This window comes from Bacillus sp. ABR, assembly GCF_056172715.1.
This window is the reverse complement of sequence record NZ_JAOYSL010000001.1, coordinates 128,484-153,356: the sequence shown is the minus strand read 5'-3', so window position 1 is coordinate 153,356 and position 24,873 is coordinate 128,484. Positions and strand designations below refer to the sequence as shown.

At 41.5% G+C, this 24,873-nt stretch carries 20 protein-coding genes; 11 read left to right on the top strand and 9 right to left on the bottom strand.

Annotated elements, in window-relative coordinates:
- The first annotated feature begins 153 nt into the window (after nucleotides 1–153).
- The 6 genes from OIT90_RS00700 to OIT90_RS00675 all read left to right on the top strand — a co-directional run bounded on the left by OIT90_RS00700 (nucleotide 154) and on the right by OIT90_RS00675 (nucleotide 8,571).
- Nucleotides 154–1,419, top strand: coding sequence for an extracellular solute-binding protein (locus tag OIT90_RS00700; RefSeq protein WP_474892156.1), 1,266 nt, complete (start codon nucleotides 154–156; stop codon nucleotides 1,417–1,419).
- Nucleotides 1,420–1,565: 146 nt separating this feature from the next.
- Entirely contained in the window at nucleotides 1,566–2,804 is a 1,239-nt protein-coding gene (locus OIT90_RS00695; protein WP_047203725.1) for a carbohydrate ABC transporter permease, read from the top strand.
- A gap of 1 nt (nucleotide 2,805) precedes the next feature.
- On the top strand, nucleotides 2,806–3,648 hold the full coding sequence (locus OIT90_RS00690) for a sugar ABC transporter permease (RefSeq protein WP_039182698.1): 843 nt from the start codon (nucleotides 2,806–2,808) through the stop codon (nucleotides 3,646–3,648).
- Nucleotides 3,649–3,659: 11 nt separating this feature from the next.
- Nucleotides 3,660–4,868: a glycoside hydrolase family 53 protein gene (locus OIT90_RS00685; RefSeq protein WP_144493831.1), complete on the top strand. Its 1,209-nt coding sequence runs from the start codon at nucleotides 3,660–3,662 to the stop codon at nucleotides 4,866–4,868.
- Between the two features lie 23 nt (nucleotides 4,869–4,891).
- Complete coding sequence (locus tag OIT90_RS00680; RefSeq protein WP_474892155.1) at nucleotides 4,892–6,958, top strand: beta-galactosidase; 2,067 nt, start codon at nucleotides 4,892–4,894, stop codon at nucleotides 6,956–6,958.
- 284 nt (nucleotides 6,959–7,242) lie between these two features.
- Complete coding sequence (locus OIT90_RS00675) at nucleotides 7,243–8,571, top strand: CitMHS family transporter (protein ID WP_058838401.1); 1,329 nt, start codon at nucleotides 7,243–7,245, stop codon at nucleotides 8,569–8,571.
- A 41-nt stretch (nucleotides 8,572–8,612) separates the two neighbouring features.
- Here OIT90_RS00675 and OIT90_RS00670 read toward each other — a convergent pair whose 3' ends face one another.
- From OIT90_RS00670 to OIT90_RS00640, 7 genes are all read right to left on the bottom strand, one after another.
- Nucleotides 8,613–9,041 (bottom strand): DUF4064 domain-containing protein, encoded by a 429-nt coding sequence (locus tag OIT90_RS00670; protein ID WP_039182706.1) that lies wholly within the window; start codon nucleotides 9,039–9,041, stop codon nucleotides 8,613–8,615.
- Between the two features lie 24 nt (nucleotides 9,042–9,065).
- Nucleotides 9,066–10,016 carry an ABC transporter permease gene (locus OIT90_RS00665; protein WP_268473450.1) on the bottom strand — a complete coding sequence of 317 codons (951 nt, stop codon included), beginning with the start codon at nucleotides 10,014–10,016 and terminating at the stop codon, nucleotides 9,066–9,068.
- A complete protein-coding gene (locus tag OIT90_RS00660) occupies nucleotides 10,013–10,942 on the bottom strand; it encodes an ABC transporter ATP-binding protein (protein ID WP_474892154.1) in 930 nt (309 codons plus the stop codon). The genes OIT90_RS00665 and OIT90_RS00660 overlap by 4 nt, the downstream gene beginning before the upstream one ends.
- Nucleotides 10,943–11,261: 319 nt before the next feature.
- Complete coding sequence (locus OIT90_RS00655; protein ID WP_024423969.1) at nucleotides 11,262–11,600, bottom strand: zinc ribbon domain-containing protein YjdM; 339 nt, start codon at nucleotides 11,598–11,600, stop codon at nucleotides 11,262–11,264.
- A 92-nt stretch (nucleotides 11,601–11,692) separates the two neighbouring features.
- Entirely contained in the window at nucleotides 11,693–12,832 is a 1,140-nt protein-coding gene (locus OIT90_RS00650; RefSeq protein WP_106025409.1) for a glycerate kinase, read from the bottom strand.
- Between the two features lie 31 nt (nucleotides 12,833–12,863).
- The gene (locus OIT90_RS00645) at nucleotides 12,864–14,135 is read right to left on the bottom strand and encodes a GntP family permease (RefSeq protein WP_144489755.1); all 1,272 of its coding nucleotides are present in this window, start codon (nucleotides 14,133–14,135) and stop codon (nucleotides 12,864–12,866) included.
- 118 nt (nucleotides 14,136–14,253) lie between these two features.
- Nucleotides 14,254–15,366: a CdaR family transcriptional regulator gene (locus tag OIT90_RS00640; protein WP_039182716.1), complete on the bottom strand. Its 1,113-nt coding sequence runs from the start codon at nucleotides 15,364–15,366 to the stop codon at nucleotides 14,254–14,256.
- 160 nt (nucleotides 15,367–15,526) lie between these two features.
- Between OIT90_RS00640 and OIT90_RS00635 the strand changes: the two genes are divergently transcribed.
- The 5 genes from OIT90_RS00635 to OIT90_RS00615 all read left to right on the top strand — a co-directional run bounded on the left by OIT90_RS00635 (nucleotide 15,527) and on the right by OIT90_RS00615 (nucleotide 22,433).
- The gene (locus OIT90_RS00635; protein ID WP_474892153.1) at nucleotides 15,527–16,177 is read left to right on the top strand and encodes a TetR/AcrR family transcriptional regulator; all 651 of its coding nucleotides are present in this window, start codon (nucleotides 15,527–15,529) and stop codon (nucleotides 16,175–16,177) included.
- Between the two features lie 69 nt (nucleotides 16,178–16,246).
- Entirely contained in the window at nucleotides 16,247–17,500 is a 1,254-nt protein-coding gene (locus OIT90_RS00630; RefSeq protein ID WP_474892152.1) for an MFS transporter, read from the top strand.
- The gene (locus OIT90_RS00625; protein ID WP_366206498.1) at nucleotides 17,497–19,821 is read left to right on the top strand and encodes an ABC transporter permease; all 2,325 of its coding nucleotides are present in this window, start codon (nucleotides 17,497–17,499) and stop codon (nucleotides 19,819–19,821) included. Before OIT90_RS00630 ends, OIT90_RS00625 begins: the two co-directional genes overlap by 4 nt.
- A 16-nt stretch (nucleotides 19,822–19,837) precedes the next feature.
- The gene (locus OIT90_RS00620; protein WP_039182724.1) at nucleotides 19,838–20,599 is read left to right on the top strand and encodes an ABC transporter ATP-binding protein; all 762 of its coding nucleotides are present in this window, start codon (nucleotides 19,838–19,840) and stop codon (nucleotides 20,597–20,599) included.
- A gap of 655 nt (nucleotides 20,600–21,254) precedes the next feature.
- Nucleotides 21,255–22,433, top strand: a complete 1,179-nt coding sequence (locus OIT90_RS00615) for a Rap family tetratricopeptide repeat protein (RefSeq protein WP_144516173.1) — start codon at nucleotides 21,255–21,257, stop codon at nucleotides 22,431–22,433.
- Nucleotides 22,434–22,525: 92 nt separating this feature from the next.
- Here OIT90_RS00615 and OIT90_RS00610 read toward each other — a convergent pair whose 3' ends face one another.
- Both OIT90_RS00610 and OIT90_RS00605 read right to left on the bottom strand, forming a co-directional pair.
- Nucleotides 22,526–23,374: a PRD domain-containing protein gene (locus OIT90_RS00610; protein WP_039182729.1), complete on the bottom strand. Its 849-nt coding sequence runs from the start codon at nucleotides 23,372–23,374 to the stop codon at nucleotides 22,526–22,528.
- Between the two features lie 30 nt (nucleotides 23,375–23,404).
- Nucleotides 23,405–24,871: a glycoside hydrolase family 1 protein gene (locus OIT90_RS00605; protein WP_059377333.1), complete on the bottom strand. Its 1,467-nt coding sequence runs from the start codon at nucleotides 24,869–24,871 to the stop codon at nucleotides 23,405–23,407.
- Nucleotides 24,872–24,873 lie beyond the last annotated feature (2 nt).

Here is a 24,873-nt window from a genome sequence, read left to right as displayed (position 1 = left end):
AATATGGAGGGCTTCTTTTCTCTCTATATGAGTAAAAAATTTTACTTAATAAATTTAATAAAATATGTTTACTTTTTTTACTTAAGTTGATATTCTCACATTAAGAAAGCGTTTTCTTATCATCTGTGAAAAAAGAACGAGAGGGGATTACCAATGAAAAAGGGAAAATGGGCGACATTATCAGCAGTCGTTGGTACTGCTGTGCTTCTGCTTTCAGCATGCGGGCCAGGAGATGACAATTCAAGCGGGAGTCAGCCAGCATCTACAGGTACAAAGACCTTGCTAGTATGGGAGGATGTCAAAAAGTCTGATGGGATTCAAGACGCTGTAAAAGAATTCGAAAAACAAAACGATGTGAAAATCAAAGTGGTCGAAAAAGCGTATGCTGACCAAATCGAAGCTCTCCGCCTTGATGGAGCAGCCGGGACAGGCCCAGACGTCATCACAATGCCTCACGATCAAATTGGATCAGCTGTCACTGAGGGGATATTACAGGAAATCAAGCCTGATCAAAAAGTAATCGATTCCTTTACAGACGAATCCATTCAATCACAAACGGTAGACGGCAAGCTGTATGGCCTTCCGAAATCCGTTGAAACGACTGTGCTTTTCTATAACAAAGACCTTGTCAAAAAGGCACCAACTACACTTGATGACTGGTATGACCTTTCGAAAAAGCTGACAAAAGACGGGAAATACGGTTTTGTTGCGAAATGGGATGAAATTTACTATGCACAAAGTGTGTTAGGCGGATCAGGGGGCTATATTTTCAAACAGAAAAGCGATGGCTCCTATGATGTGAATGATATTGGCCTGAACAACAATGGCGCCATCGAAGGCGGAAAATACATTCAAAAATTCTTTAGCGAAGGACTTTTCCCGAAAGGTATCATCGGTGAACAAGGAATCAATGTCCTCAACTCCTTATTCACAGAGAAAAAGGCGGCAGCTGTCATTTCTGGTCCATGGTCATTTGGTCCATATAAAGAAGCTGGAATTGACTATGGCGTAACAGAGCTGCCAACACTCCCTAATGGAAAGCATATGAGCTCATTCTTAGGTGTAAAGAGCTACAACGTCTCCTCTTATTCTAAAAATAAAGACCTTGCTGAGAAATTTGTTGAGTTTATCACGAATGAAAAAAATTCGAAGAAGCGATTTGAAGTAACAGAGGAAATTCCACCAGTGAAAAAGCTGATGAAGGATCCAATTATTACTGAAAACGTCAATGCGGATGCTGTTTCAAAACAAACGAAATATGCCACGCTGACACCGAATACCCCTGAAATGGCAGAGGTGTGGAAGCCGATTGACAGCGCATTAGGCCTCATTGCAACCGGACGAACAGATGTGAAAAAGGCATTTGATGATGCGGTCAATCAAATCGACTCTCAAATTAAAGCAAATCACTCCAAATAATTATCAAACACGGGTAGCCTTTAAGTCTATCAAGCTGCCCGTATTTGATCTAATTTCATATGAAGTAGGTGTTAGACGTGACGGGTAACCTTGAACTAGACCGCACACACATAGTGGAATCAAAGACACACCGGAGACGGGCGCTAATGTTCTCCCTTATACCCGGGATGGGGCAGATATACAATAAACAGTACGGCAAAGGGGCACTTTTTTTCCTATTCGGCGTCTCTTTTATCATCGTATTTTATGATTTATTTAATATTGGCTTCTGGGGGCTGTTCACACTAGGTACGATGCTGCCTCGTGACAACTCTGTTTTCCTTTTGGCAAAAGGGATTATTGCACTGTTAACAGCTGGTTTTGGTATCGGCTTTTACGTACTCATGATGCGTGACGCTTTTATAAACGGAAAAAAACGTGATCAAGGGGTTCCGCTCCATTCCATTCGAGCTCAATATCATCAGCTTATCGACCAAGGCTTTCCTTACTTAATGAGCACTCCTGCTTTCTTTTTACTTCTATTCTCTGTTGTCTTTCCTATTATGTTCAGCTTTGCGCTGGCTTTTACGAACTACGATCTATACCACTCGCCTCCTGCCAATCTGATTGATTGGGTAGGGATCAAGAACTTTCAAAATATCTTTTCAATTGATATTTGGAGAGACACTTTCATTGATGTACTTGGCTGGACCGTCGTATGGACGTTGGCTGCGTCGACCCTTCAATGTGCCATTGGCATCTTTCTAGCGGTTCTGCTCAACCAGAAGGATTTAAAGGGAAAACGGTTTTTTAGAACGATTTTGATTCTTCCTTGGGCTGTTCCAGGTTTTGTGACCATTTTGGTGTTTGCCGGACTGTTCAACGATACATTTGGAGCCATTAACAACACACTTTTTGCATCGATTGGGATTGATCCAAAACCATGGCTGACAGATCCATTTTGGAGCAAAATCGCCCTCATCGCGATGCAGACTTGGCTTGGATTCCCTTTTGTTTTCATTATGACAACCGGTGTTTTACAGGCGATTCCAGAGGATCTATACGAAGCTGCGACCATTGATGGGGCAAACTTCTTTCAGAAATTCCGGTCCATCACGTTACCGCTTGTCCTTTATTCCATTGCGCCTATATTAATCACGCAATATACGTTTAACTTTAACAACTTTAATATCATCTATTTATTTAATGGCGGAGGACCACCTGTGGCTGGCTCAACTGCCGGGGGAACGGACATCTTGGTTTCTTGGATTTACAAACTCACGATGCAGTCTTCTCAATATGCACTTGCTGCCGCAGTCACGATCTTACTTTCAATCTTTGTCATCGCCATTGCACTCTGGCAGTTTAAGAGAACGAATTCATTCAAAGAGGAGGACATGATGTGATATGGGATCAAAACAAAATAAGCTCATTCGCCTGAGCATCACTTATTTTATCCTTTTCATTGCCTCCATTTGTATTCTATATCCACTGCTTTGGACGATCGGTGCTTCCTTTAATCCTGGGAACAGCCTGATGAGTACCAGTATGTTTCCGAAGGATCCAACGTTCAGCCATTTCACCGAGCTGTTCTTCGGTCAGGGGGCACTTTATGCAAAATGGTATTGGAACTCAATGAAGATCAGTATTGCCACTATGGTTTTAACGCTGATTCTTGTTAGTTTTACAGGCTATGCCTTTTCCAGATTCCGCTTCAAAGGACGTAAAAATGGGCTGATGCTCTTTTTGCTGCTGCAAATGATTCCTCAATTTTCAGCGCTGATTGCGATTTTTGTTCTTGCTCAAATGCTTGGACTCATTAATAGCCACCTTGCCCTGATTTTGATTTATGCAGGTGGACAAATTCCGATGAATACGTATTTAATGAAAGGCTATCTTGATGCGATTCCGAAGGATCTCGATGAATCAGCCAGAATGGATGGCGCAGGGCATTTCCGGATTTTCATCCAAATTATTATGCCGCTCGCTAAGCCCATCTTAGCCGTTGTCGCGATCAACTCATTTACAGGTCCACTGGGTGATTTCATCATTTCCAGTGTCATTGTCCGCTCACCCGAAATGTATACGCTCCCAATCGGTCTGTACAATCTTGTGTCAGATAAAATGGGTGCCAGCTACACGACCTTTGCAGCCGGGGCTTTACTCATTGCGATTCCAGTCGCTTTATTGTTCCTTGTTTTACAAAAACAATTTGTGTCCGGCCTCACACAAGGCGGGACAAAAGGATAAGGGGAGATTTGATGAAGAAATGGTTGCTTGTCACTGTTGCCTTTTTCTTTCTGATAGGGTTAGGTGTTTTGCCTGAAGCTAAGGCAGATGCGATTTCTGTTCAGCCGATCAATGGATTGCAAGGTGATTTCATCAAAGGAGCCGATATCTCTATGCTTGCAGAAGTAGAGAAAAGCGGTGGCAGATACTACAACCAGAACGGACAGCAGGTTGATCCGCTCAAGCTATTAAAGGATAAAGGCGTCAACTATGTGCGTATCAGACTGTGGAACCATCCATATGACAATCAAGGCCGTGCTTATAACGGCGGGACAAATGATCTCAATACAGCCATCGCTTTATCGAAACGTGCAAAAGCACAAAATATGAAAGTGCTGCTTGATTTTCACTACAGTGATTTCTGGACGGATCCGGGTAAACAATTCAAACCGAAAGCGTGGGCGTCCCTCTCACAAAGTGATTTAGAAAAAGCAGTCGGCACTTACACAGGCGATGTGCTCAAAGCGATGAGAGCGCAAAATGCCTTGCCGAATATGGTTCAGGTCGGGAATGAGTTGAACTCAGGTATGCTGTGGCCAAACGGAAAAAGCTGGGGTGAAGGCGGTGGTGAATTTGATCGGCTCGCTGCTTTGCTAAAAGCTGGCACAAATGCCGTCCGCTCTGTCGATTCAAACATCAAAATCATGCTTCACCTTGCACATGGCGGAGACAATGGTGCATCCCGCTGGTGGTTTGATGAAATCACAAAACGAGGCGTCTCCTTCGATACGATCGGTTTATCTTATTACCCGTATTGGGACGGCGGCTTTAGCGGTCTGACCTCCAATATGAGTGATATTAGCGCCCGCTATAACAAAGACGTCATCGTGGTAGAAACTGCTTACGGCTTTACGACAGCAAACGGTGACAACCTAGATAACTCATTTAATCAAGACTCTGTCAACACAGCCGGCTATCCAGCCTCACCTCAAGGCCAGGCATCTTTTATACGAGATCTATCCGAAAAGATTTCAAAAGTAAACAACAACCGCGGAAAAGGGTTCTTTTATTGGGAGCCGCTTTGGATTCCAGCGAAAGGTGCTCCGTGGTCTAGTCAATACGGGCTCGCTTATATTCAAACCACCGGTACTGTCGGAAATGCGTGGGAAAATCAAGCGATGTTTGATTTCAACGGAAAAGCACTGCCTTCTCTTGATGTATTTAAACAAATGACACCGTAACTAAAAGGATAGGACGTGACAAAATGGGAAAGCGTTACCCACTCGTTCACCCAAATGTGAAAGGCTTTTTGCATGGTGGCGATTACAATCCAGATCAATGGCTCCATATGCCAGAGATCATTGACGAAGATTTTCGATTAATGAAGCTTGCACACTGTCAAACATTCTCCATCAACATATTCGCATGGAGTAAGCTAGAGCCAAAAGAAGGTCAATATGACTTTGCTTGGCTGGATGACATTATGGACCGCTTGGCAGCGCAGGGGGCACACGCCATTCTCGCTACGCCAAGCGGGGCAAGACCTGCTTGGCTGTCGCAAACATATCCAGAAGTATTGCGCGTCGAAGCGAATCGTCAGCGTAACTTACATGGACTGCGCCATAATCATTGCTTCACCTCTCCGGTTTATCGAGAGAAAACGAACACACTCAACCGGCTGCTTGCGGAACGCTACAAGGATCATCCAGCACTGATCATGTGGCACATTTCAAATGAGTACGGCGGCGAGTGTCATTGCGATCTTTGCCAGGAAGCATTTCGAGACTATTTGAAGGACAAATACAATCATGATCTTGAGGCTTTGAATCAAGCATGGTGGACAGGATTTTGGAGCCACACGTATAGTGATTGGTCACAAATCGAGTCTCCCGCACCACACGGGGAGCACATGATTCACGGCATGAACCTGGATTGGAAACGCTTTGTCACAGCGCAAACGATTAATTTTTATCAAAATGAAATTGAACCGCTGCGGGAATTGACGCCTCATATCCCAGTAACCACGAACTTTATGGGTGACTATCCACATATGCGTCCATTCCTTGGGCTGGATTATCATCAATTTGCTAAAGAGGTCGATGTGATCTCATGGGATAGCTATCCTGCTTGGCATACCGGCAGAGAAACAACGGCCGAATTAGCATCAAACGTCGCCTTTGTACATGATTTGTATCGTTCATTAAAGGACGGACAGCCGTTTCTCGTCATGGAGAGTACGCCGAGCCTTGTGAACTGGCATGAAGTCAACAAGGTCAAACATAAAGGCATGGCACACCTTTCTGCCATGCAGGCCATTGCCCACGGATCAGACTCCGTGCTTTATTTCCAGTGGCGGCAAGGCCGAGGCGCCTCTGAAAAATTCCACGGTGCCGTTGTTGATCATTCCGGTCATGAACATACGCGCGTGTTTCAAGAGGTAGCTGATCTAGGAAAACAACTGGAGCAGTTGCAGCCAATTGCGGGCACATCTGTTCAGCCAGAGGTTGCCATCATTTACGATTGGGAAAACCACTGGGCCATTGATGATGCGCAAGGCTTAAATAATACAAACAAACGCTATGTAGAGGCTTGTCAAACTCACTATCGAAGCTTTTGGAAAAAGGGCATTCCTGTTGACATTGTCGGAATGGAAAAGGATTTCTCATCCTATCGTGTGCTCATTGGGCCAATGCTCTACATGATCAAACCAGGCGTTGCAGAAAAAATTGAAGCCTTTGTCAAAGCGGGCGGCATTTTTATTGCGACTTACTGGAGCGGCATGGTCGATGAAAATGATCTCTGTTTCCTCGGCGGTTTCCCTGGTCCTCTCCGCCATGTACTTGGCATTTGGGCAGAGGAAATCAACACATTGATGCCAGATGAACATGTGTTAATGACGACAGGAAATGGACGCACCTATCATGTCGGACAATATTGCGAATCCATACATCCTGAAACGGCCTCTGTGCTAGGGCATTTTGAGAATGGCTGCTACGAAGGACAGCCAGCCCTGACTGTCCGTTCATTAGAAAAAGGGAAGGCATACTATATGGCCTCAGAAAATGAACAGGCTTTTTATGATGAGTTTTACGAAGACCTTATCGCAGGCATTGGCATACAGCCCGTCCTATCCACTGCAATTCCAGAAGGAGTCAGTGTACAAAAACGAACAGACGGTACGCAGGACTATGTGTTTTTGATGAATTTTTCAGAAGAGCAGCAGAACATGTCACTAGATTCAGAGGCAAGCTATGAGAATATACTGACTGGCCAGCAAGTGCCTGAGCAGCTTCAACTTGATCCTTACGAGTACGTCATCCTGAAAAAATAATTGAAAGAAGCGTCCATTTATTGGGCGCTTTTTGATTTCAATGAGTATATATACCCATATTTATCGCTGTGAATTTATTAGTTATTTTTTATCTAAATTTTTTTGCAATATTTGATGCCGCATTACGACTGGTCTCTCCATCCTTTTTTACCATTGTATAGGTATGAAAGCGGTTGCTTCATACTCATAAATTTGATAATCTTTTTTTTCAATGCACCTATGGGAGTGCATTGGATGAAAAGAATAGATAAATGTAAACGGTTTATTTGCAGGGGGAGGGGCTTATGTTAACGTTTGTTGGATTGTTGATTATTTTAACGATTGTTGTGCTGCTGATTTGGGGGAAAGCAAGTCCAATTGTCGCCATGGTCATGGTGCCTTTAATAGGGGCACTCATCGCGGGATTTGGGATCAATGACATTCAAACCTTCTTTGAGGAAGGGATTATCAAAGTATTACCGGTGGCGACCATGTTTATCTTCGCCATTTTATTTTTTGGCATTTTGCAAGATACAGGGTTCTTTGAACCTGTAATTAAAGCTTTAATCAAGCTGACAAAAGGAAATGTTGTCACAGTTGCAATGGGAACTGCTTTGATTGGGGTTATCGCACACTTAGACGGAGCAGGGGCTACGACCTTTTTATTAACTGTACCTGCACTGCTTCCGCTTTATAAAAAATTACATATGAGTCCTTATTTGCTGCTGTTATTAATCGGGACGAGTGCCGGATTAACCAATATGATTCCATGGGCCGGACCGACTGGACGGGCAGCAAGTGTCCTAAATATGGATCCCTCTGAACTGTGGGTGCCACTCATTCCAATTCAGCTCATTGGCGTTGTGCTCGTATTAGGGATGGCATTCATTTTAGGAAAAAGGGAAGAAAAACGAATTCGGGTGAAAATTGCTGCAAATGAAATAGCTGCGGTTCAACTAGAAGGTGCAGATTGGGATCGTGCCATTCAGTCTATTAGTGAAACGGGAGACGCCTCTTTAAAGCGTTATCATCTCATCTGGGTCAACCTCATCCTATTTGTATCTGTTGTCGTGCTTCTCGTGTTGAACGTGATTCCTGCTAGTTTTATGTTTATGATTGGCCTGTCACTGGCACTATTGATTAACTTTCCGAATGTGAATCTGCAAATGGAAAGGATTAAGGCACACGCACCTAGTGCGCTGATGATGGCGGCTGTCATTTTCTCCGCAGGGTCATTTTTAGGAATTCTTGAAGGCACGGGGATGCTGAAAGCCATTGCTGTGGACAGTATTCACATTTTACCAGCCTTCTTGCTGCCATTTTTACATATCATTGTTGGGCTGCTTGGGGTGCCTCTGGATATGCTGACAAGTACAGATGCCTATTATTACGCCCTTCTGCCAATTGTTGAATCCATTACATCTGAAGTTGGCGTACCAGGCACTTCTGCGGCATATGCCATGATGATTGGGAACATCATCGGAACCTTTGTCAGCCCGCTTGCTCCCGCTGTTTGGCTCGCTGTAGGTCTTGCAGGGGTTGATATGGGGAAACACATCCGCTACTCTTTCTTTTGGATGTGGGGATTCAGTATTATCCTTCTGTTCGTGGCGATGCTGATTGGCATCATTTAAAAAGAAAGACATGCGCGGATATGCGCATGTCTTTTCTATCATTATGAAGGATATTCACTTGTGTGAATGTCTGTATTCGGCTTTCTAATAAGAGACATTAATCCAATGATAAACAATAGAACCATTGGAACGAATGCAAGGCCAACTGTTCCAATTAAAAGAGTCACAGCAGAAACCAAGAAAAGAATACCTGATAGCACGGCACGGCGGTCAGTTTTCAAGAAAATCACACCAACAATCGACAGCACAGCCGCAATTGCGGAAACGACCATGAACTGAGTACCAAATGCATGAACCGAAGCCTGAAGCGTTTCGATCGGCAATGTTTCTCCTTCCTCTTTTAACACTTCATTGATTTCATCATAAAAAGATGGACCCACAGAAAGGATTAATGCCCCAAACCCAACACCAATGGCATTGAGGACAATACTAATAATCCCCATAATTTTTTCACCTTTACGTTTCATCATGTGTAAACCTCCTAAAAAGTTAAATTAACCTGTTTTCACTTCACGCTTTTGGAAGACAATTAAGGCAATGGCTAAGAAAATAGCCCAATAGATGACTAGGACGATTAATGAGAATCCTAGAGACATACCTTCGATAAGAGTAACCTGTTCCATAAAGTATTGGGATGGATCGTTTGCAAATAACAGATATTTTGACCAATCAAAGAAGAGCATTAAAATACCTGTGACTGATCCACCCACAATATACGCTAACACACTAATGGCAATGGAGATAGCTTCACTTCTAAATACTGTAGAAATGGCGAACGAAAGGGTTCCCAAAACGACAAACATTGCACAATGAGCAAGATAATAATAGACCATATTGGCAAACTGCGAACGTTCAATCACTTCACCATTTTGATACACCAAATTCACATAATCAGTGTTAAGTCCAAAGAAAATAGCACCCAATACGAATGACAAGATAAATAGCACCACAACAAGTAAAAGAGCATACAGCTGCACCGTAATATATTTAGATATTAGGATCTTTAGCCTTGATGGTGGACGAATCAATAATAATTTAATTGTACCATGCTTGTATTCAGCCGACACAATGGTGGAAGCAATAATGATCACAAACACACCGACTAGCTGAAGTAAATTGGCGTTTGTTTTCACATAGTCCCATACACTGCCGCTAAACTGATCAGCTGGCGGCAAGTTATGCTTGATTCGATAATCATTAATAGCGATCTCTTTTTCAAGCTCTCTTTTAAAGAAACCATTCTCTGTCTCTTTGAGCTCCCTCTTGTTTTCCTTATTCATCATTTCTAGCTGGGTTTTCCAATCACCTGAAGCTTGATCTTTGTCATTTGTTTTCACTACAAAGATCAGCGTGGCAATCATACCTAACACAAGAAGCCCAACCATAATCCAAGTACCAATACGATAACTGATCTTCATCCACTCGTTTTGAATGAGGCGAATCATACGTCTGCCTCCTTTTTACCTGTTAAGCTTAAGAACTTATCTTCTAAGGTTTGTTTTTCGATTTTGATTTCGTACAAATGAATAGACGCGCTGCTCAAATGACGAATTAATTCTGGCATTTTTTGTTCTGGCATAGAGAAGAATAAATACTGCTCCTCTCCTCTTACAGTGACGCCTTCCTCAAATGCACCAATGAGCTTCTGTGCTTCTTCAAGCTCACCAGCTGCTACCTTCATTCGATAATTAACCAAATCATCCTGCTTCGTCTCAGCACGCTGATCCTCAATGGCAACTAGCTTTCCCGTTTGGATAATTGCAAAGCGATCACACATCAATTCCATCTCTGACATGAGGTGACTTGAAACAATAACAGCCAGCCCTTCTTCCTTTGCAAGCCTTCTCAAGTAATCTCGTATCATTCGAATCCCCTCAGGATCAAGTCCATTGGTTGGTTCATCTAAGATTAGCAGTTTCGGTCTATGTATGAGTGCCTGCGCAATGCCCAATCGCTGTTTCATTCCTAATGAAAATGTACGCACACGTTTATGTTTCACATGCTGTAAGCTGACTAGCTCTAACAGCTCATCAATTCGCGCTTCATCCACTTTCCCATTCATTCTGGCAAAGTGAACAAGATTTTGTCTTGCCGTTAAGTGATTATACATTTCTGGGTTTTCAATAATGGCACCGACATCTTGGATGGCATGCTGATAGGAGGTTTGAATACTATGACCATTAATCAGAATGTCACCAGATGTAATGGGAGAAAGACCGACCATCATACGAATGGTTGTTGTTTTCCCTGCACCATTTGGTCCTAAGAAGCCAAAGACTTCGCCCGCTTGGACAGTAAAGCTCAAGTCTTGAACAATCTTTTTACCGCGAATATGTCTAGATACATTATGCAGTTCTAAAACGTTCGTCACGTTACCTCTCCTTCTTTGTCTAAGTTTCATCTATCATTCTATTTCCTGATAAACACCATGATCCGTCAAAAATAGAAATACACTTCCATATGGTACAGCAATGCCCAAAAGTTGTGAAGGGGATTAGCCAAAATTTAGCGAATCATCTGCCTTTTTTAAGGTGGGGTTAAGAAAACAGCGGATTTTTATGTGAAAAGAGGCTTGATTTTTTAAAAAATGAACCTTTTTCAACAGGTATATATGTATGGAATTTTGTTTGAGATTATTCCTTTCACCTATAAATAAAGAAAAGAGGCCTCTTACAGCCTCCTTTCATACATTATATCTTCTTCACAAACTCTGATTTTAATTTCATTGCGCCGAAGCTAGGAATTTTACAATCAATGTTATGATCGCCTTCCACTAAACGAATGCCTTTGACCTTCGTTCCTATTTTCAAAACGGATGAAGAACCTTTTACTTTTAGGTCTTTAATAACAGAGACCGTGTCCCCATCACTTAACAGGTTCCCATTCGCATCTTTGACAACAAGCTGTTCCTCTGCCGCTTGCTCTTGTTCAAGTGACCATTCATGCGCACACTCAGGACAAACCAGCAGACTGCCGTCCTCGTATGTATAAGGTGAGCTGCACGAAGGACAATTCGGTAGATTAGACATTTTTGTTTCCTCCAACTTTCTACATCATTTATATCGATTTTACCACATTTCTATAGAAGGAATGTGATAGAAAAGGAAACATTTTTCATCGTTTACTTTTTTATTCCAAATTCTAACACAGCCGCGATATTCCGAGCTGTTCTCTCTACATGAAGATTCGCATCGCGTATCGCCTCAGAAAGAGAGGTAATACCTGGAACAATACTAAAAAGTGCATCAATTCCATGATCATGTACGACTGCACTGTCTTTTGAAAGAGAGCCTGCGATGGCAATCACGGGCAGATTATACTGCTTCGCTGCTTTGGCTACGCCGATTGGCGTTTTTCCATAAATGGTCTGCCGGTCAATTCGGCCTTCTCCCGTAATGACAAGGTCTGCCTCCTTGATGATGTCATCAAAATGAACAGCTTTCAGCACAATATCAATTCCTCTTTGCAAATCGGCTTTTAAAAAGCCTAATAAACTCGCACCAAGTCCCCCTGCAGCTCCTGCCCCTGCTGCATCTTCAAAGGATATATTGAACTGCTTTTCAGCTACTCGTGCAAAATGAGCTAGATTCTTGTCTAACACTTGAACCATTTCTTCATCTGCTCCCTTTTGAGGGCCGAAAACGGCAGACGCTCCTCTCTCACCTGTTAAAGGATTATCCACATCACAAGCCGCCTCCAGCCGGACAGATTGCAGCCTTGGATCGAGTCCAGATAAATCAATTGAAGCTAATTGATGAAGTGCCCCGCCGCCTGACGTCAGTGCATGTCCTGTTTTATCAAGGAAAGCTGCACCTAATCCTTGCATCATTCCAACACCGCCATCATTTGTTGCACTTCCGCCAAGCCCAATGATCACATGCTTCGCTCCTTTATCCAGCGCTGCAAGTATTAATTCACCAGTTCCTCTCGATGTCGTCCATAACGGATTACGTTTTTCTCGCGGAACAAGGTGTAATCCAGAGGCTGCAGCCATCTCTATGACAGCAGTCTGACTGTCCCCTAACATGCCAAAAAAAGCATCCACAGGCTCACCAAGCGGGCCCGTGACCACTTGATAAACAATATGCCCGCCCGTCGCATCAACCAACGATTGAACAGTTCCCTCTCCGCCATCTGCCATTGGCAGTTTGATATACTCTGCGTGTGGCAAAATAGAACGAAATCCTCGTTCAATGGCACATGCTGTCTCATAAGCAGACAAACTTTCTTTAAATGAATCTGGTGCGATCACAATTTTCATCCTATCAGCCCCTCATTTCTTATCATGTCCTTTAGCCAAACAGCTGGAAAACGCCAAAAATAATGGTCGATACAACGGTTAACGTCAAACCGATTAACGATTCAAAAGGCATGAGCTTTAAACGCTCTTTAATATCCATTTGAACACTTCCTGCTGTTGCATGGAAAAAGCTCCCGTGCGGCATATGGTCAAGTACTGTTGCGCCAGCATGAATCATGGCTGCCCCTGAAAGAGCAGACACACCAAGCCCAATCAGTGTTCCGCTAAACACACCACTCGCTACCGCCGTGCCAGCTGTTGTCGAAGCAGTAGCGGCTGACATAAATATCCCTGAAGTTGGTGCAAGTAAATATGGAGGTAAACCCGATGCATCAAGTGCCTGAATAAACACATCTTTTAAGGTAGAATTCGATACGATTCCTGCTAACGTACCTGTCCCTAATAACATAATCGCGACACCTGACATTTTATGAAGCCCTGACATCGCATAATCATTGAGAAATTTCCCTTTTTTCATGAAAAGAGCGCCTACAATCCCTCCAATTGGTAAGGCGATCATTGGATCTATATTGATTTGAAAAAGCGGCCTTAAAGCCAACAATAAAATGGTAACGAGCGGACCAGCCAGTGCTTGAAAAAAAGCAGGTATTTGAACTTTACTTTGCCCGGTTTCCTCTTCAAGAACGGGTGTCCCTTTGTTTGCAAGCTTTTTAGCTAATACATATGTAACCGCCAGCCCGAACATAGCTGGAATGACACCCGCAGCCATCATTGAAGTCAGAGGTACACCAAAAGCATCTGAAGCGGCAATGGCATTCGGATTCGGTGACATGATATTTCCTGCCTTCCCGCCTCCAATCATAGCAAGAAGAATTCCCGTTTTTGAGAGCTTTGCGCGTTTGGCAATGGCAAGTGCGATGGGCGCTACCGTAATAACCGCAACATCTACAAAAACGCCCACTGTTGTTAAAATCATCGTTGCAAGTGCGAGTGCTAATAGCGCCCTCGCCTCACCAAGCCTTCTCACAATGGCCTCAGCGATCGATAACGCAGCACCCGACTCAATGAGAACACCAGCCAATACACCTGCCGCCATAATTCTAAGGACAGCTGGAATCATGTCCTTAGCACCTTCCATCATGACGTTGACGGTCTGAACAATATCTACACCGCCAACCAAGCCGCCTATAAATGCACCTGCCAGCATGCCATAAGCAGGTGATACTTTTTTTAGAATGAGAACAATCGCGATCACAAGCGCCGCCAGGGCTCCCAAAGTACTTACCGTTACATCTCCACTCATCCTCAATCCCCCTAAAAATATCTTTCTCCAATTGTAAGCGTTTACCCAAAGGGATTGTGTTGTGAATCTGGATGAACTTTTTTCATCTATCACTCTACTCAATTGTGCATTTGCACAATCAAGATAATTGATTCATTAGCTGCGCCATATAAAGCTCGATTAACTGTTTTACATGACGAGGGTCTTTTCCAGTCAATTCTTGAATTTTGTCTAAACGATAACGCAATGTATTCCGATGAATAAATAAACGATCAACAATGCTCTGCAAATCACCGCCCTCTTCAATGTAAACCCTTAATGTATGGGCGAGCTCTGCTTCTTGTGTCAGCGGCTTGTAAAAGTCAGTCCATCGACTTTTCTTTTCAGCAATTCCCGCAATCATGAATAAGCTTTCCAGCTGATAAGACTCAAAGAAATACATACTTTCTTCCGGATCAAGAGCTTTCCCTAATCTCAGGGCTTCTCTCGCATGCTGAAAAGAAATTGGCAGCTGGCTGATGTCGTCAGCGACAGTCCCTATCCCCACTAGCACTTGGCCTCCTATTGCTCTTTGCATTGTTCTTTGCAGATGACCTGCCATCTGCTTTAATTGATGTTCAGGTATTGAATGACTTAAAAGAATCAATTCATGACAAAAGGTCATACCAAGTAAATCATCCGACTTCTTATCATATTGAATCGCATGCATCAATTTATGAACAGCATCCTCTGAGGATGGAACTGGCTGAAAAACAATAGCCCTTCGGCGCTTGTCTAAATCCATTCCCAGCCAAGCAGCTCGATTTTTCAGCTGATGATCCCCAACATCAGAATATGAAATCAACTGATTGACAATTTCACTTTCTATTCGATGACGCCATTGAACCCGTTCGAGTAGAAAAGATTGCTCTAACACCAGTTCAGCTGCCATCTTCACCAGCTCGGCATGATGCCGAATGTCCTCTGGCTCACCAGTAATCCCAATTACACCAACTACTTGTTCATGAAAGCAAATAGGCAGGTTGATCCCCGGTCTCACTCCTTCTAAGCGCAAGGAGGTCTCATGGTCAATTTCCACACTGTTCCCGCTTGTCAGAACAAGTCGTGCACCATCATGTTTCTGGCCAATCCTGTTTCGTTCACCAGAACCAATAATGACACCATCTGCATTCATTACATTGATGTTTTTATGTAAAATATGCATCGTACGTTCAACCATTTCTTGAGCCAATTCACTGGTTAAAAATTGCATGAGGCATCTCTCCTGAAGGTGTTTTCATTCAATGTATCATAGTGTCTTTGAACAATAAATGCAAAGTGTTTAAAAACCAGCCATTGACAAAGACACCCTAAAAAGTGTTTAATCAAATCAAAGACCGACCGACAGTCTAGTTAAAAGAAAGGATGGCTTTATGAGAACCGTTAAACATCCTGAGGAACGTAAAAATGACATATTAAACGCAGCAGAAGCGCTTTTTTCAACCAAAGGCTATCAGAAAACAACGATTATTGACATATTAAAATCCGTTGGCATTGCAAAAGGCACCTTTTATTACTACTTTGCATCCAAAGAAGAAGTAATGGATGCCATTATTGACAGGATCATCAAAGAAGATATCATCGTGGCAAAGCGTATTGCGGCTGATCCAGACCTTCCAGTCGTTGACAAACTATTTCGTATCATCATGGCGCAATCACCTCAGCAAGGAAGCCATAAACAGGGGATGATCGATCAGTTCCATCAGCCTTCTAATGCAGAAATGCATCAAAAAAGCTTAATTAAAGCCATTAAAGAACTATCACCAGTGTTGGCAGAAGTCATTCAGCAAGGTGTAGAGGAAGGGACATTCAAAACGAAGTATCCGCAAGAGACGGTTGAATTCCTTCTCGCTTCTGCACAGGTCATATTTGATGAAGGCCTGTTTCAATGGACAGCCGAAGAAAGTATACAACGCGCTTTAGCTTTTATCGATATACTCGAATCCTCATTGCATGCAGATAAGGGGAGCTTTTCCTTCCTGCTGAAGCGATTATCTGGTGAGCAGGATGAAAATAATCAGTGATTGGTCACTTCAATACCAATCCTGCATACATTATAGACTGACGGTCGGTCTAAAAGGAGAGTGATATTTATGAATGTATTATTCAAAAGAGATTCATCTCACTTTATCTACCTCGTTCTCGGACAGATTATTTCCGTTTTCGGATCTTCTCTCATTCGATTTGTTCTATCTTTACATGTGCTTGATATGACACAACGAGTTGATTTATTTGCCTTACTTTTCGCTTTATCCAATATCCCGTTCCTTCTCTCCCCATTAGCTGGTGCAATCGCTGACCGGTTTAACAGAAGGAACTTGATGATTTTATTTGACGTCCTCGCCGGCATCATGATTCTTGCTTTTTATTTCTGTTTATTATCTGGAAATGATTCACTCTACATGATAGGAGCTGTCATGATACTTCTTGGTGTGATGAGTACGTTCTATGCACCTACTGTGATGTCCAGCATTCCACAGCTAGTGAAAGAAGATCAATTAGAACAAGCGAACGGCATCGTCAATGGCGTTCAGGCACTTTCAGGTGTTCTCGCACCTGTTATCGGTGGTGTTCTATACGGAATGATTGGAAGTCAATTCATTATAGGTGCCAGTGCCATCGTATTTTTCCTATCTGCGTGCATGCTCTTACGATTAAAAATACCCTTCTCCTCTAGTCCGCTGACAGATTCTATGGGCAAAGTGCTCATAAAAGATATGAAACAAGGATTTTCTTATATCGGCAGCCAGCCGTTTCTAAAAAGAACCATGCTGCTTGCTGCAATGTTAAATTTCATCCTTACACCATTTTTTATCGTAGGTGGCCCAATCATTTTAAGGGTTACAATGAAAACAAGTGACATCATGTATGGAGTAGGAATGGGCTTGATTGAGTTCGCTGTCATCGCAGGTGCTCTGCTAGTTGGACTCGTAGCGAAGCATTGGCGCATTCCTACTTTATATCGCTGGATGCTTGTCATCGCCATCATCCTACTGCCTGTGGCGTTCTCAACATCGACTATGGCTCTACAATTTGGCACTTATCCAGCTTATTTTCTCTTTTTAGCAGGATGTCTTCCAATTGCTATGCTGCTTACAATGATCTCGGTCGTTGTGATATCACATATTCAAAAGAAAACTCCAAATCAGCAATTAGGAAAAGTGATGGCCAATCTAACAATGGTTTCTCAATGTGCAGTTCCGCTTGGTCAAATGATGTATGGGTTCTTGTTTAATACGTTTTCAGCCAACATGTATGTGACTGTGTTAATCGTCAGTGTTTTCATGTTTGCCCTAGCCTACCTAACAAAAAATATGCTTCAACATGAAGGGGAATCAGCCTCATGAGATTCGCCTTTATAAAGAAAGACTTAACCCGCCACCGTCTTATTTCAATTGGTTTAACTATTTGCATCATGATGACTTCATTTCTCGCAGCAAGTGCCGCTCAAATGACAGTACAGCTGAATGGGTCCATTTCTGGCCTGCTCCATTCTGCTAAAGCGCCAGACTTTGTCCAAATGCATGACGGCGACCTAAATGAAAAAGACATTGAAGCATTTTCAAGTAAGCAGTCCATGGTAAAAGCTCATCAAATCGTCCCTATGATACCAATTGAACATGCAAACATCAGGTTCGGACATGAGCCTGCCCAAGCAGGTGTGATGGATCATTTATTTGTGAAGCAAAATCGCAATTTTGATTTTCTTTTAAATCAACAAAACGAGAAGCTCATTGTCAATAAAGGTGAAGTGGCTGTCCCAATTTATTTTCAACAAAAGTATCATCTCAACATAGGTGAAACATTACTGATTGAGAAAGGAGCTAATCAATTCACCTTTCGCATCAAAGCGTTCTTGCGAGATGCACAAATGAACCCCAGTCTAGTCAGTTCAAAAAGATTTCTTCTTCATAACGAGGATTGGGACGCAATAAATCAAGTGTTTCAACAAAAAGAGTACTTAATCGAATTTTTACTGCATGATGCCGCGCAGACAGATGCTTTTCAAGCAATCTATCAATCATCACAGATGCCACAACAAGGCCCAGCTGTCACACTGCCTTTGCTGCGCATGCTGAACGCATTGACAGATGGAATGGTGATTGCCATTCTTTTGCTTGTTTGCCTGCTGCTCATTAGTATAGCCCTTCTCTCACTCCATCTTGCTATGACGGCTTCTATAGAAGAAGATGAACGTGAAATTGGCATACTGAAGGTACTTGGGATTCCTTTAACAAAAATTAAGCAATTATACGTTGGAAAGTATGCCGTGCTTGCTTGTGCAGGATGTATAGCAGGCTATGTGTTAACACTTATATTTGGTGATATGTTTACGGCCAATATTCAGCAATACATGGGGAATCAGCCTTCTTTTGATCATTTGTTAATCCCGCTTTTTGTTTCTATTGTGACAGCAATGATCGTCATCTCTTGCAGCTATGCTGTCCTAAGAAAGTTTGGTCAAATATCAGCTGCTCAAGCCCTTCAAGGTGGTATCCATTCATCGAATCATAAGAAAAAAATACCTATGCACCTCAAGAAAAGCAGGTTCTTACCAATCCATATTTGGCTTGGTTTAAAAGACCTGATATCACGAAAGAAGTTGTACACAACGATTACTTGTATTATTGCACTTTGTACATTTTTAATGCTGATGCCTATTCAGCTATGGCATACCTTACAATCACCGAATTTCATCACCTACCTTGGCTCGGGTAAAAGTGACCTTCGAATTGATATACGCCAAGGAAATCAACTAACGAAAAATACAAACGAAATAGAATCAATGATTCGTGAAGATCGGAGCATTCAAACAGCAGCCATCTATGAGACTGCTTCTCTTCAGGCGAAATCAAAGGAGAATTCATTAGAAACGCTCTATTTAGAAACAGGTGAGCTCTCAGCATTTCCCCTCACCTATTTACAAGGCCGGCAGCCTTTAAAGAATGATGAAATTGCCTTATCCGTGTTAAATGCAGATTCACTTCAGAAAAAGATAGGAGAAAGAATCACTCTCGTAACTAACGGGCATGAAACCCAAAGAACGGTGACAGGTATTTATCAGGACGTCACCAATGGAGGCAAAACAGCAAAAGCAATATCACAGCCATTTCCTCAATCAGCTCTTTGGAAAACCATTCAAATCCAACTAAAACCAGGAGTAAATATTGCAGAGAAAAAGGCGATATTTGAAAAAAAGGTATCTCCTGCAAAAGTGACAGATATGAAAGAATACGTTCATCAAACGATCGGCAGCACAGCAGCTATCGTAAAAGTCGTTGCATTTTTTGCTACATTAGCTGCTTTTGGGACCGCCAGCTTAATGCTGTTCATGTTCTTGCACATGTTAAAAGCTAAAGATTCAAGCCGGAACAACATGTTAAGAACAATTGGGTTTTCTATAACAGATATAACAGCACAATATATAACAAGTTTTATTGTTGTTCTCTCTTTTGGCGCCTTTATTGGAACAATCGCGGTCAATACAATTGGTCCTGCTTTGATGAGTATAGGTGGAGCATCATTAGGGGCGTCGAGCCTCCAGTGGCTGTCATCGCAATGGGTGTCGGTTGTGTATCCACTCATACTATTTATTGTCAATTTAGCTTTGATCGCCTGGTTATTGAAGACGTTTTTTTCTAGCCAAACGACAAGGCATACACTTTAATAAGGAGTTGTTTCACATGGAACACTTGATTGAAACGAAGCGATTGTCATTGCATATCAATTCATTAAAAGGACAGAAACAAACGATTCTTAAGGATATTCATTTATCGATAAAGCGCGGGGAATTCGTGACCATTATGGGACCTTCTGGATGTGGAAAAACATCCTTACTTTATCAGCTTAGCGGCATAGAAACAGCTTCAACAGGAGAGATCAAATATAAAGGCCGAACACTATCAGAAATGACAGAAAAACAGTTAAGTGCTCTGCGCTTAACTGAGATGGGATTTGTCTTTCAGCACAGCCACTTATTAAAAAAACTTAATCTATTTGACAACATCATTGCAGCAGCTTATTTAGCAAAGAAAAAGCCAAGACAAAAAGTGAATGAACGAGCTCAATATTTAATGGAAAAACTTGAAATTGATCATTTGGCAAATAGATATTTGACAGAAGTATCGGGAGGACAGCTTCAAAGAGCCGCTATCTGCCGAGCGCTCATGAATGAACCAGATATACTTTTCGCTGATGAACCTACAGGTGCTCTTAATTCCAGTACAACAAAGGAAGTAATGAATATTTTTTCAAGAATCCACTCTGAAGGAGCAACACTGCTACTTGTTACACATGACCCCAAGGTGGCTCTTCGTTCTGAAAGAATCATGTTTATGAATGACGGAGAAATGGCAGACAGTTTACAATTAGGAAGATATGATCATTCAACTGTCGAGAAACGAGAAATGAGATTAAATCATTGGCTGCAAGATTTAGGTTTTTAATTTGAGTACAAACAGGCAGAAACTGCCTGTTCTACTTTTTCTGGCACTCAAACGAGTAATCCATAGACAAACTATTTGTTTCTAAGATGATTTTGCCGCCAGCTTGTTGACAAGATTCTATCAACAGCTCAATTTCTTTGCTATAAAAGTATCTCTTTGACATATATAGAGTCACTAAAACAAGTAACAGAGTCGTGATAATGACTGTGATTTGTCTGTTTAAGCTTTGAAATCTTTTTTTCATTTCAACATCCTTTCTTAAAGGTCGGAGTTTGTGTTTAATACTTACTTTTGTCGTCATCTATCAGTTTCTTATCTCATGATCTAGCAACATCATACCTGATTTTCTTTCCTAGATCGACCTTCCATTTCCCCTCTTAAATAGCTAAAATTTCTTTATATCAAATATATGAGCGGTATTTTCGTACATTATCTTAAAACCCGTTGTATATAACCCTTTTTTAGATTTCTAAAAAGAGATTTTATTCATTTGTGTTAACAAGCATTCTCCCTTACAATATCGTACATCACATGACCTTAGGTCCTTTTTATTACCCCTTGTCAATCGCCTCACCGAAACGATTATATTTTACCAAAAATTGTGATATCGTTTTTTATGAAACAGGTGAAAGGATCTTAAAGAGGTGAAATTTCCATGGCTATCATTTCTGCTGAACAGGTGGGGAATCGTTTAAATGATTGGAGAATTGCAATTCGCAAGCATGATGTACACAGTGCAAAAGCAATGTATACAGAAGTAAAGGAATTACTTCAAAAAATGGAAGAGAATCAGGAGGTCTTGACCTATTACTCATTGCTAGAAGGCAAGTATAAGCTCATGTTATATGAACGAAGAGGTACGAAACTGAAGGAACAGCTAGAGCCAGATTGCCCCTCTAAAACAAACGACTTAATTGAATACTATTTTTACCTATACAAAGCCCTTTACGCGTCATATAAAAGAGACTATGCATCAGCCATTGGACTGTTTAAAATTGCCGAGAAAAAACTACAACACATTCCTGATGAAATAGAAGTAGCAGAATTCCATACGAAAATTGCCAACTTATATATGCTGCTTCGTCAAAGCCTAATTTCTCTACACTACATTCAGAATGCTATTGATATTTTCAAAAGCCATGAAGGATATGAAAGAAGACTAGCTGCAGCCTTTGTCATCGCCGCTGCTAATTATATGGACATTGGCGACTTTATAAGGGCAGAAAATTACTACAAAAAAGCATTACACATCGCAGACAGTCTAAACGATCATTTTCTAACATCACAGCTTTATCATAATATCAGCATTTTGTATGCCGAAGCTGGCGAATCAAAAAAATGTATCGATGCCCTAGAAAAGGCTCTTAGTGACGAAGACTATTTCTCATCGTGTTACTTCCATCACTCCATGTACATGTTAATGAAGGAGCTACTCTCTATCGATGAAAGGACACAAGCTCTCTATTACTTCGAATTGGTTAACCAAAAACATGAATCAGAGAAATGCCCCATCTATACAGCAAAAATGAATTTGCTTTACCATCTATATTTCACTGAAGATATGGCTCAAAAAGCTCAAGCCTGTTTCGATGAAATCAGCATTCTTAAAAAATTAAAAGATGCTGAAGGAGTCTGTGAATTAAGTGCGTTAGCAGCAAAACACTTTGAAGAGCTGGGAGCAATTCATCAAGCCTATCTCTTTTTAAAGGAAGCTGATCGCATGAAACATCCTATCATTGACTGGGGGAATTCTAATGAAAAAAATGAGTTTATTGATTATCACTTTGACCATCGTTGTTTTAGGACAAACAGGGACTTTCAATTCATTAAATGATGAAAATGGTACAACAGAACGACCTATCGGAACTTAATATAAACATTTGAAATAAAGAACCACTCGCCTCATCAAGGCAAGTGGTTCCACATTTATTTTAGTTGCTGATAAGAAATAAGGCGGTGTATATGTACCGCAAGATAAGTAAGCTCATCATTAGGAATGATGATACTATGCACCTGTTTAATATAATCTTTGATCTTAAAAGCAACATCCATCGCTTGAGGATATAAATGTGCAATTTGTTCAAATAACTCATTTTCCTGATCTGATAATAATTTATCAGCATAAAATCTCTCTACAAAGAATTTCACATGTGTAATGAACCGACTGTAATGAATATTCTCTTGATCCATTTTCATATTCAACGTATAGCGCACAAGATTAACAATACTTCCGATCATCTTGGCGTATTTCATACCATCTTTGGACTCGGACTCTTCACCTAATGCATTAATCAAGTGAAAGGCGATATTGGCAGCTTCTTCTTTTGGTAATTGTATGCCCAATGTGTCATTGACTAACTCAAGTGCGTAGTTCCCTACTTCAAATTCTTCTGTATAGTAATTTTTGATTTCCCAATACACACGATTCGTAATATTAATATTCTTTTTATGACGTTCCACTGCAAAATTCAAATGATCCATTAAGGTAAAATAAACACCTGAATTTAAAGTTGAGTTTAAACGTTTTTCTGCATATTGGACGATTTGCTGAGTTAAATCGATAAACTCCTGAGCCATTGAATCTAACAATTGAAGAAATTCTTTTGCTCTCATGTTATCGACTGACATAAAGACTTGGTCCGCTTTTTTCTCTTCTATCATTTGACCTGGTTTCTGGCCATAGCCAATTCCTCGGCCGAACAAAACCATCTCCTGTTGGTTCTGATCTTCAGCCAGGACCACGCTCGAGTTTAAAACTTTTTTGATTTTAAACATCGTCATCACCTGTTTTCATGATTGTGGTGTTCAATCAAGCGATTCACCATTTGTCTCAATGACTTTTTGGTACCAATAAAATGAGTCTTTTCGAGATCGTTTTAATGTCCCGTTCCCGTCATCATCTTGATCTACGTGAATGAAGCCGTAACGTTTTGACATTTGTGATGTACCTGCACTAATAATATCAATCGAGCCCCAGCTCGTATATCCAAAGAGATCGACGCCTTCTTCAATAGCTTCTCTCATCTGACGGAAATGCTCTTTGAAATAGTTAATACGATAGTCGTCATGGATTGAGCCATCACTTTCAACTACATCCTTTGCACCCATGCCGTTCTCGACAATGATAAGAGGTTTTTGATAGCGATCATACAATTCGATCAAAGAAATTTTCAGACCAACCGGATCAATTTGCCAGCCCCAATCAGTTGAAGGAAGATAAGGGTTTTTGACTCCACGAATGGTATTCCCTTCTGTCTCTTCTAATCCTTCTTGGGCTGATTCCGTTAAAGACATATAGTAGCTAAATGAGATAAAATCTACTGTGTTTTCTTTTAAAATGGTAAGATCATCTGCTTCCATATGAATATGAATATCTTTTCTCTCAAGCATACGCTTGATCAGTGGCGGATACTCGCCAAACACCTGAACATCTGCATAGAAATAGTTTTCTAAGTTTTGTTTCAAAGCTTGTTCTACATCATTCGGGTGGCACGTATGCGGATACGTTGTCAATTTTGTCAGCATACATCCTACCTGACTGCCTGGGATGATACGATGGCAATCTGCTGTTACGAGAGCAGATGCGACAAATTGATGATGAAGTGCTTGGTACACCGTCTCTTCTACTTTTCCTTCTGGGCAGCGATCAGGAATAATTCCCGCTGTAATGAAAGAGTGGCGGTGAATACTATCAATTTCATTAAAGGTAAGCCAATATTTCACATCATCTTTATAACGTTCGAAACAAACATTGGCGAATTTCACAAAGAGGTCAATTACTTTTCTTTCAACCCAGCCGTTATATTTCACACTAAGGGCTAAAGGCATTTCATAATGAGAGAGAGTCACGATCGGTTCTATGTTGTGTTTTTTCATTTCTGCAAATACACGATCGTAAAATTGCAGCCCTTTTTCATTCGGTTCCGCTTCTTCTCCAGTAGGGAAGATACGACTCCATGCAATAGAAATTCGAAGTGTTTGAAATCCCATTTCAGCAAAGAGAGCCAAATCCTCTTTATAGTGATGATAGAAATCGACACCTCTGCGTTTTGGGTATTTTTTATCGTCTGGATCTTTCATCGCACGATCTATATTTTCAGTGGTAACTGCAAGATGGCCTTCATAATCTTCTACACTCAAGTTGGAACGGTACATTGCAATATCTGCAACAGACGGCCCCTTTCCATCTATATTCCAGGCGCCTTCTGCCTGGTTAGCAGCAATGGCGCCGCCCCATAAAAATCCTTTTGGAAAACCTTTGATTTTTGTCATAT

What these genes read in the sequence shown, in the direction of transcription:
- OIT90_RS00700 (WP_474892156.1), top strand. Translation starts at nt 154, where the DNA reads ATGAAAAAGGGAAAATGGGCGACATTATCAGCAGTCGTTGGTACTGCT.
- OIT90_RS00695 (WP_047203725.1), top strand. Translation starts at nt 1,566, where the DNA reads ATGTTCTCCCTTATACCCGGGATGGGGCAGATATACAATAAACAGTAC.
- OIT90_RS00690 (WP_039182698.1), top strand. Translation starts at nt 2,806, where the DNA reads ATGGGATCAAAACAAAATAAGCTCATTCGCCTGAGCATCACTTATTTT.
- OIT90_RS00685 (WP_144493831.1), top strand. Translation starts at nt 3,660, where the DNA reads ATGAAGAAATGGTTGCTTGTCACTGTTGCCTTTTTCTTTCTGATAGGG.
- OIT90_RS00680 (WP_474892155.1), top strand. Translation starts at nt 4,892, where the DNA reads ATGGGAAAGCGTTACCCACTCGTTCACCCAAATGTGAAAGGCTTTTTG.
- OIT90_RS00675 (WP_058838401.1), top strand. Translation starts at nt 7,243, where the DNA reads ATGTTAACGTTTGTTGGATTGTTGATTATTTTAACGATTGTTGTGCTG.
- OIT90_RS00670 (WP_039182706.1), bottom strand. Translation starts at nt 9,041, where the DNA reads ATGATGAAACGTAAAGGTGAAAAAATTATGGGGATTATTAGTATTGTC.
- OIT90_RS00665 (WP_268473450.1), bottom strand. Translation starts at nt 10,016, where the DNA reads ATGATTCGCCTCATTCAAAACGAGTGGATGAAGATCAGTTATCGTATT.
- OIT90_RS00655 (WP_024423969.1), bottom strand. Translation starts at nt 11,600, where the DNA reads ATGTCTAATCTACCGAATTGTCCTTCGTGCAGCTCACCTTATACATAC.
- OIT90_RS00650 (WP_106025409.1), bottom strand. Translation starts at nt 12,832, where the DNA reads ATGAAAATTGTGATCGCACCAGATTCATTTAAAGAAAGTTTGTCTGCT.
- OIT90_RS00645 (WP_144489755.1), bottom strand. Translation starts at nt 14,135, where the DNA reads ATGAGTGGAGATGTAACGGTAAGTACTTTGGGAGCCCTGGCGGCGCTT.
- OIT90_RS00640 (WP_039182716.1), bottom strand. Translation starts at nt 15,366, where the DNA reads ATGCAATTTTTAACCAGTGAATTGGCTCAAGAAATGGTTGAACGTACG.
- OIT90_RS00635 (WP_474892153.1), top strand. Translation starts at nt 15,527, where the DNA reads ATGAGAACCGTTAAACATCCTGAGGAACGTAAAAATGACATATTAAAC.
- OIT90_RS00630 (WP_474892152.1), top strand. Translation starts at nt 16,247, where the DNA reads ATGAATGTATTATTCAAAAGAGATTCATCTCACTTTATCTACCTCGTT.
- OIT90_RS00625 (WP_366206498.1), top strand. Translation starts at nt 17,497, where the DNA reads ATGAGATTCGCCTTTATAAAGAAAGACTTAACCCGCCACCGTCTTATT.
- OIT90_RS00620 (WP_039182724.1), top strand. Translation starts at nt 19,838, where the DNA reads ATGGAACACTTGATTGAAACGAAGCGATTGTCATTGCATATCAATTCA.
- OIT90_RS00615 (WP_144516173.1), top strand. Translation starts at nt 21,255, where the DNA reads ATGGCTATCATTTCTGCTGAACAGGTGGGGAATCGTTTAAATGATTGG.
- OIT90_RS00610 (WP_039182729.1), bottom strand. Translation starts at nt 23,374, where the DNA reads ATGTTTAAAATCAAAAAAGTTTTAAACTCGAGCGTGGTCCTGGCTGAA.
- OIT90_RS00605 (WP_059377333.1), bottom strand. Translation starts at nt 24,871, where the DNA reads ATGACAAAAATCAAAGGTTTTCCAAAAGGATTTTTATGGGGCGGCGCC.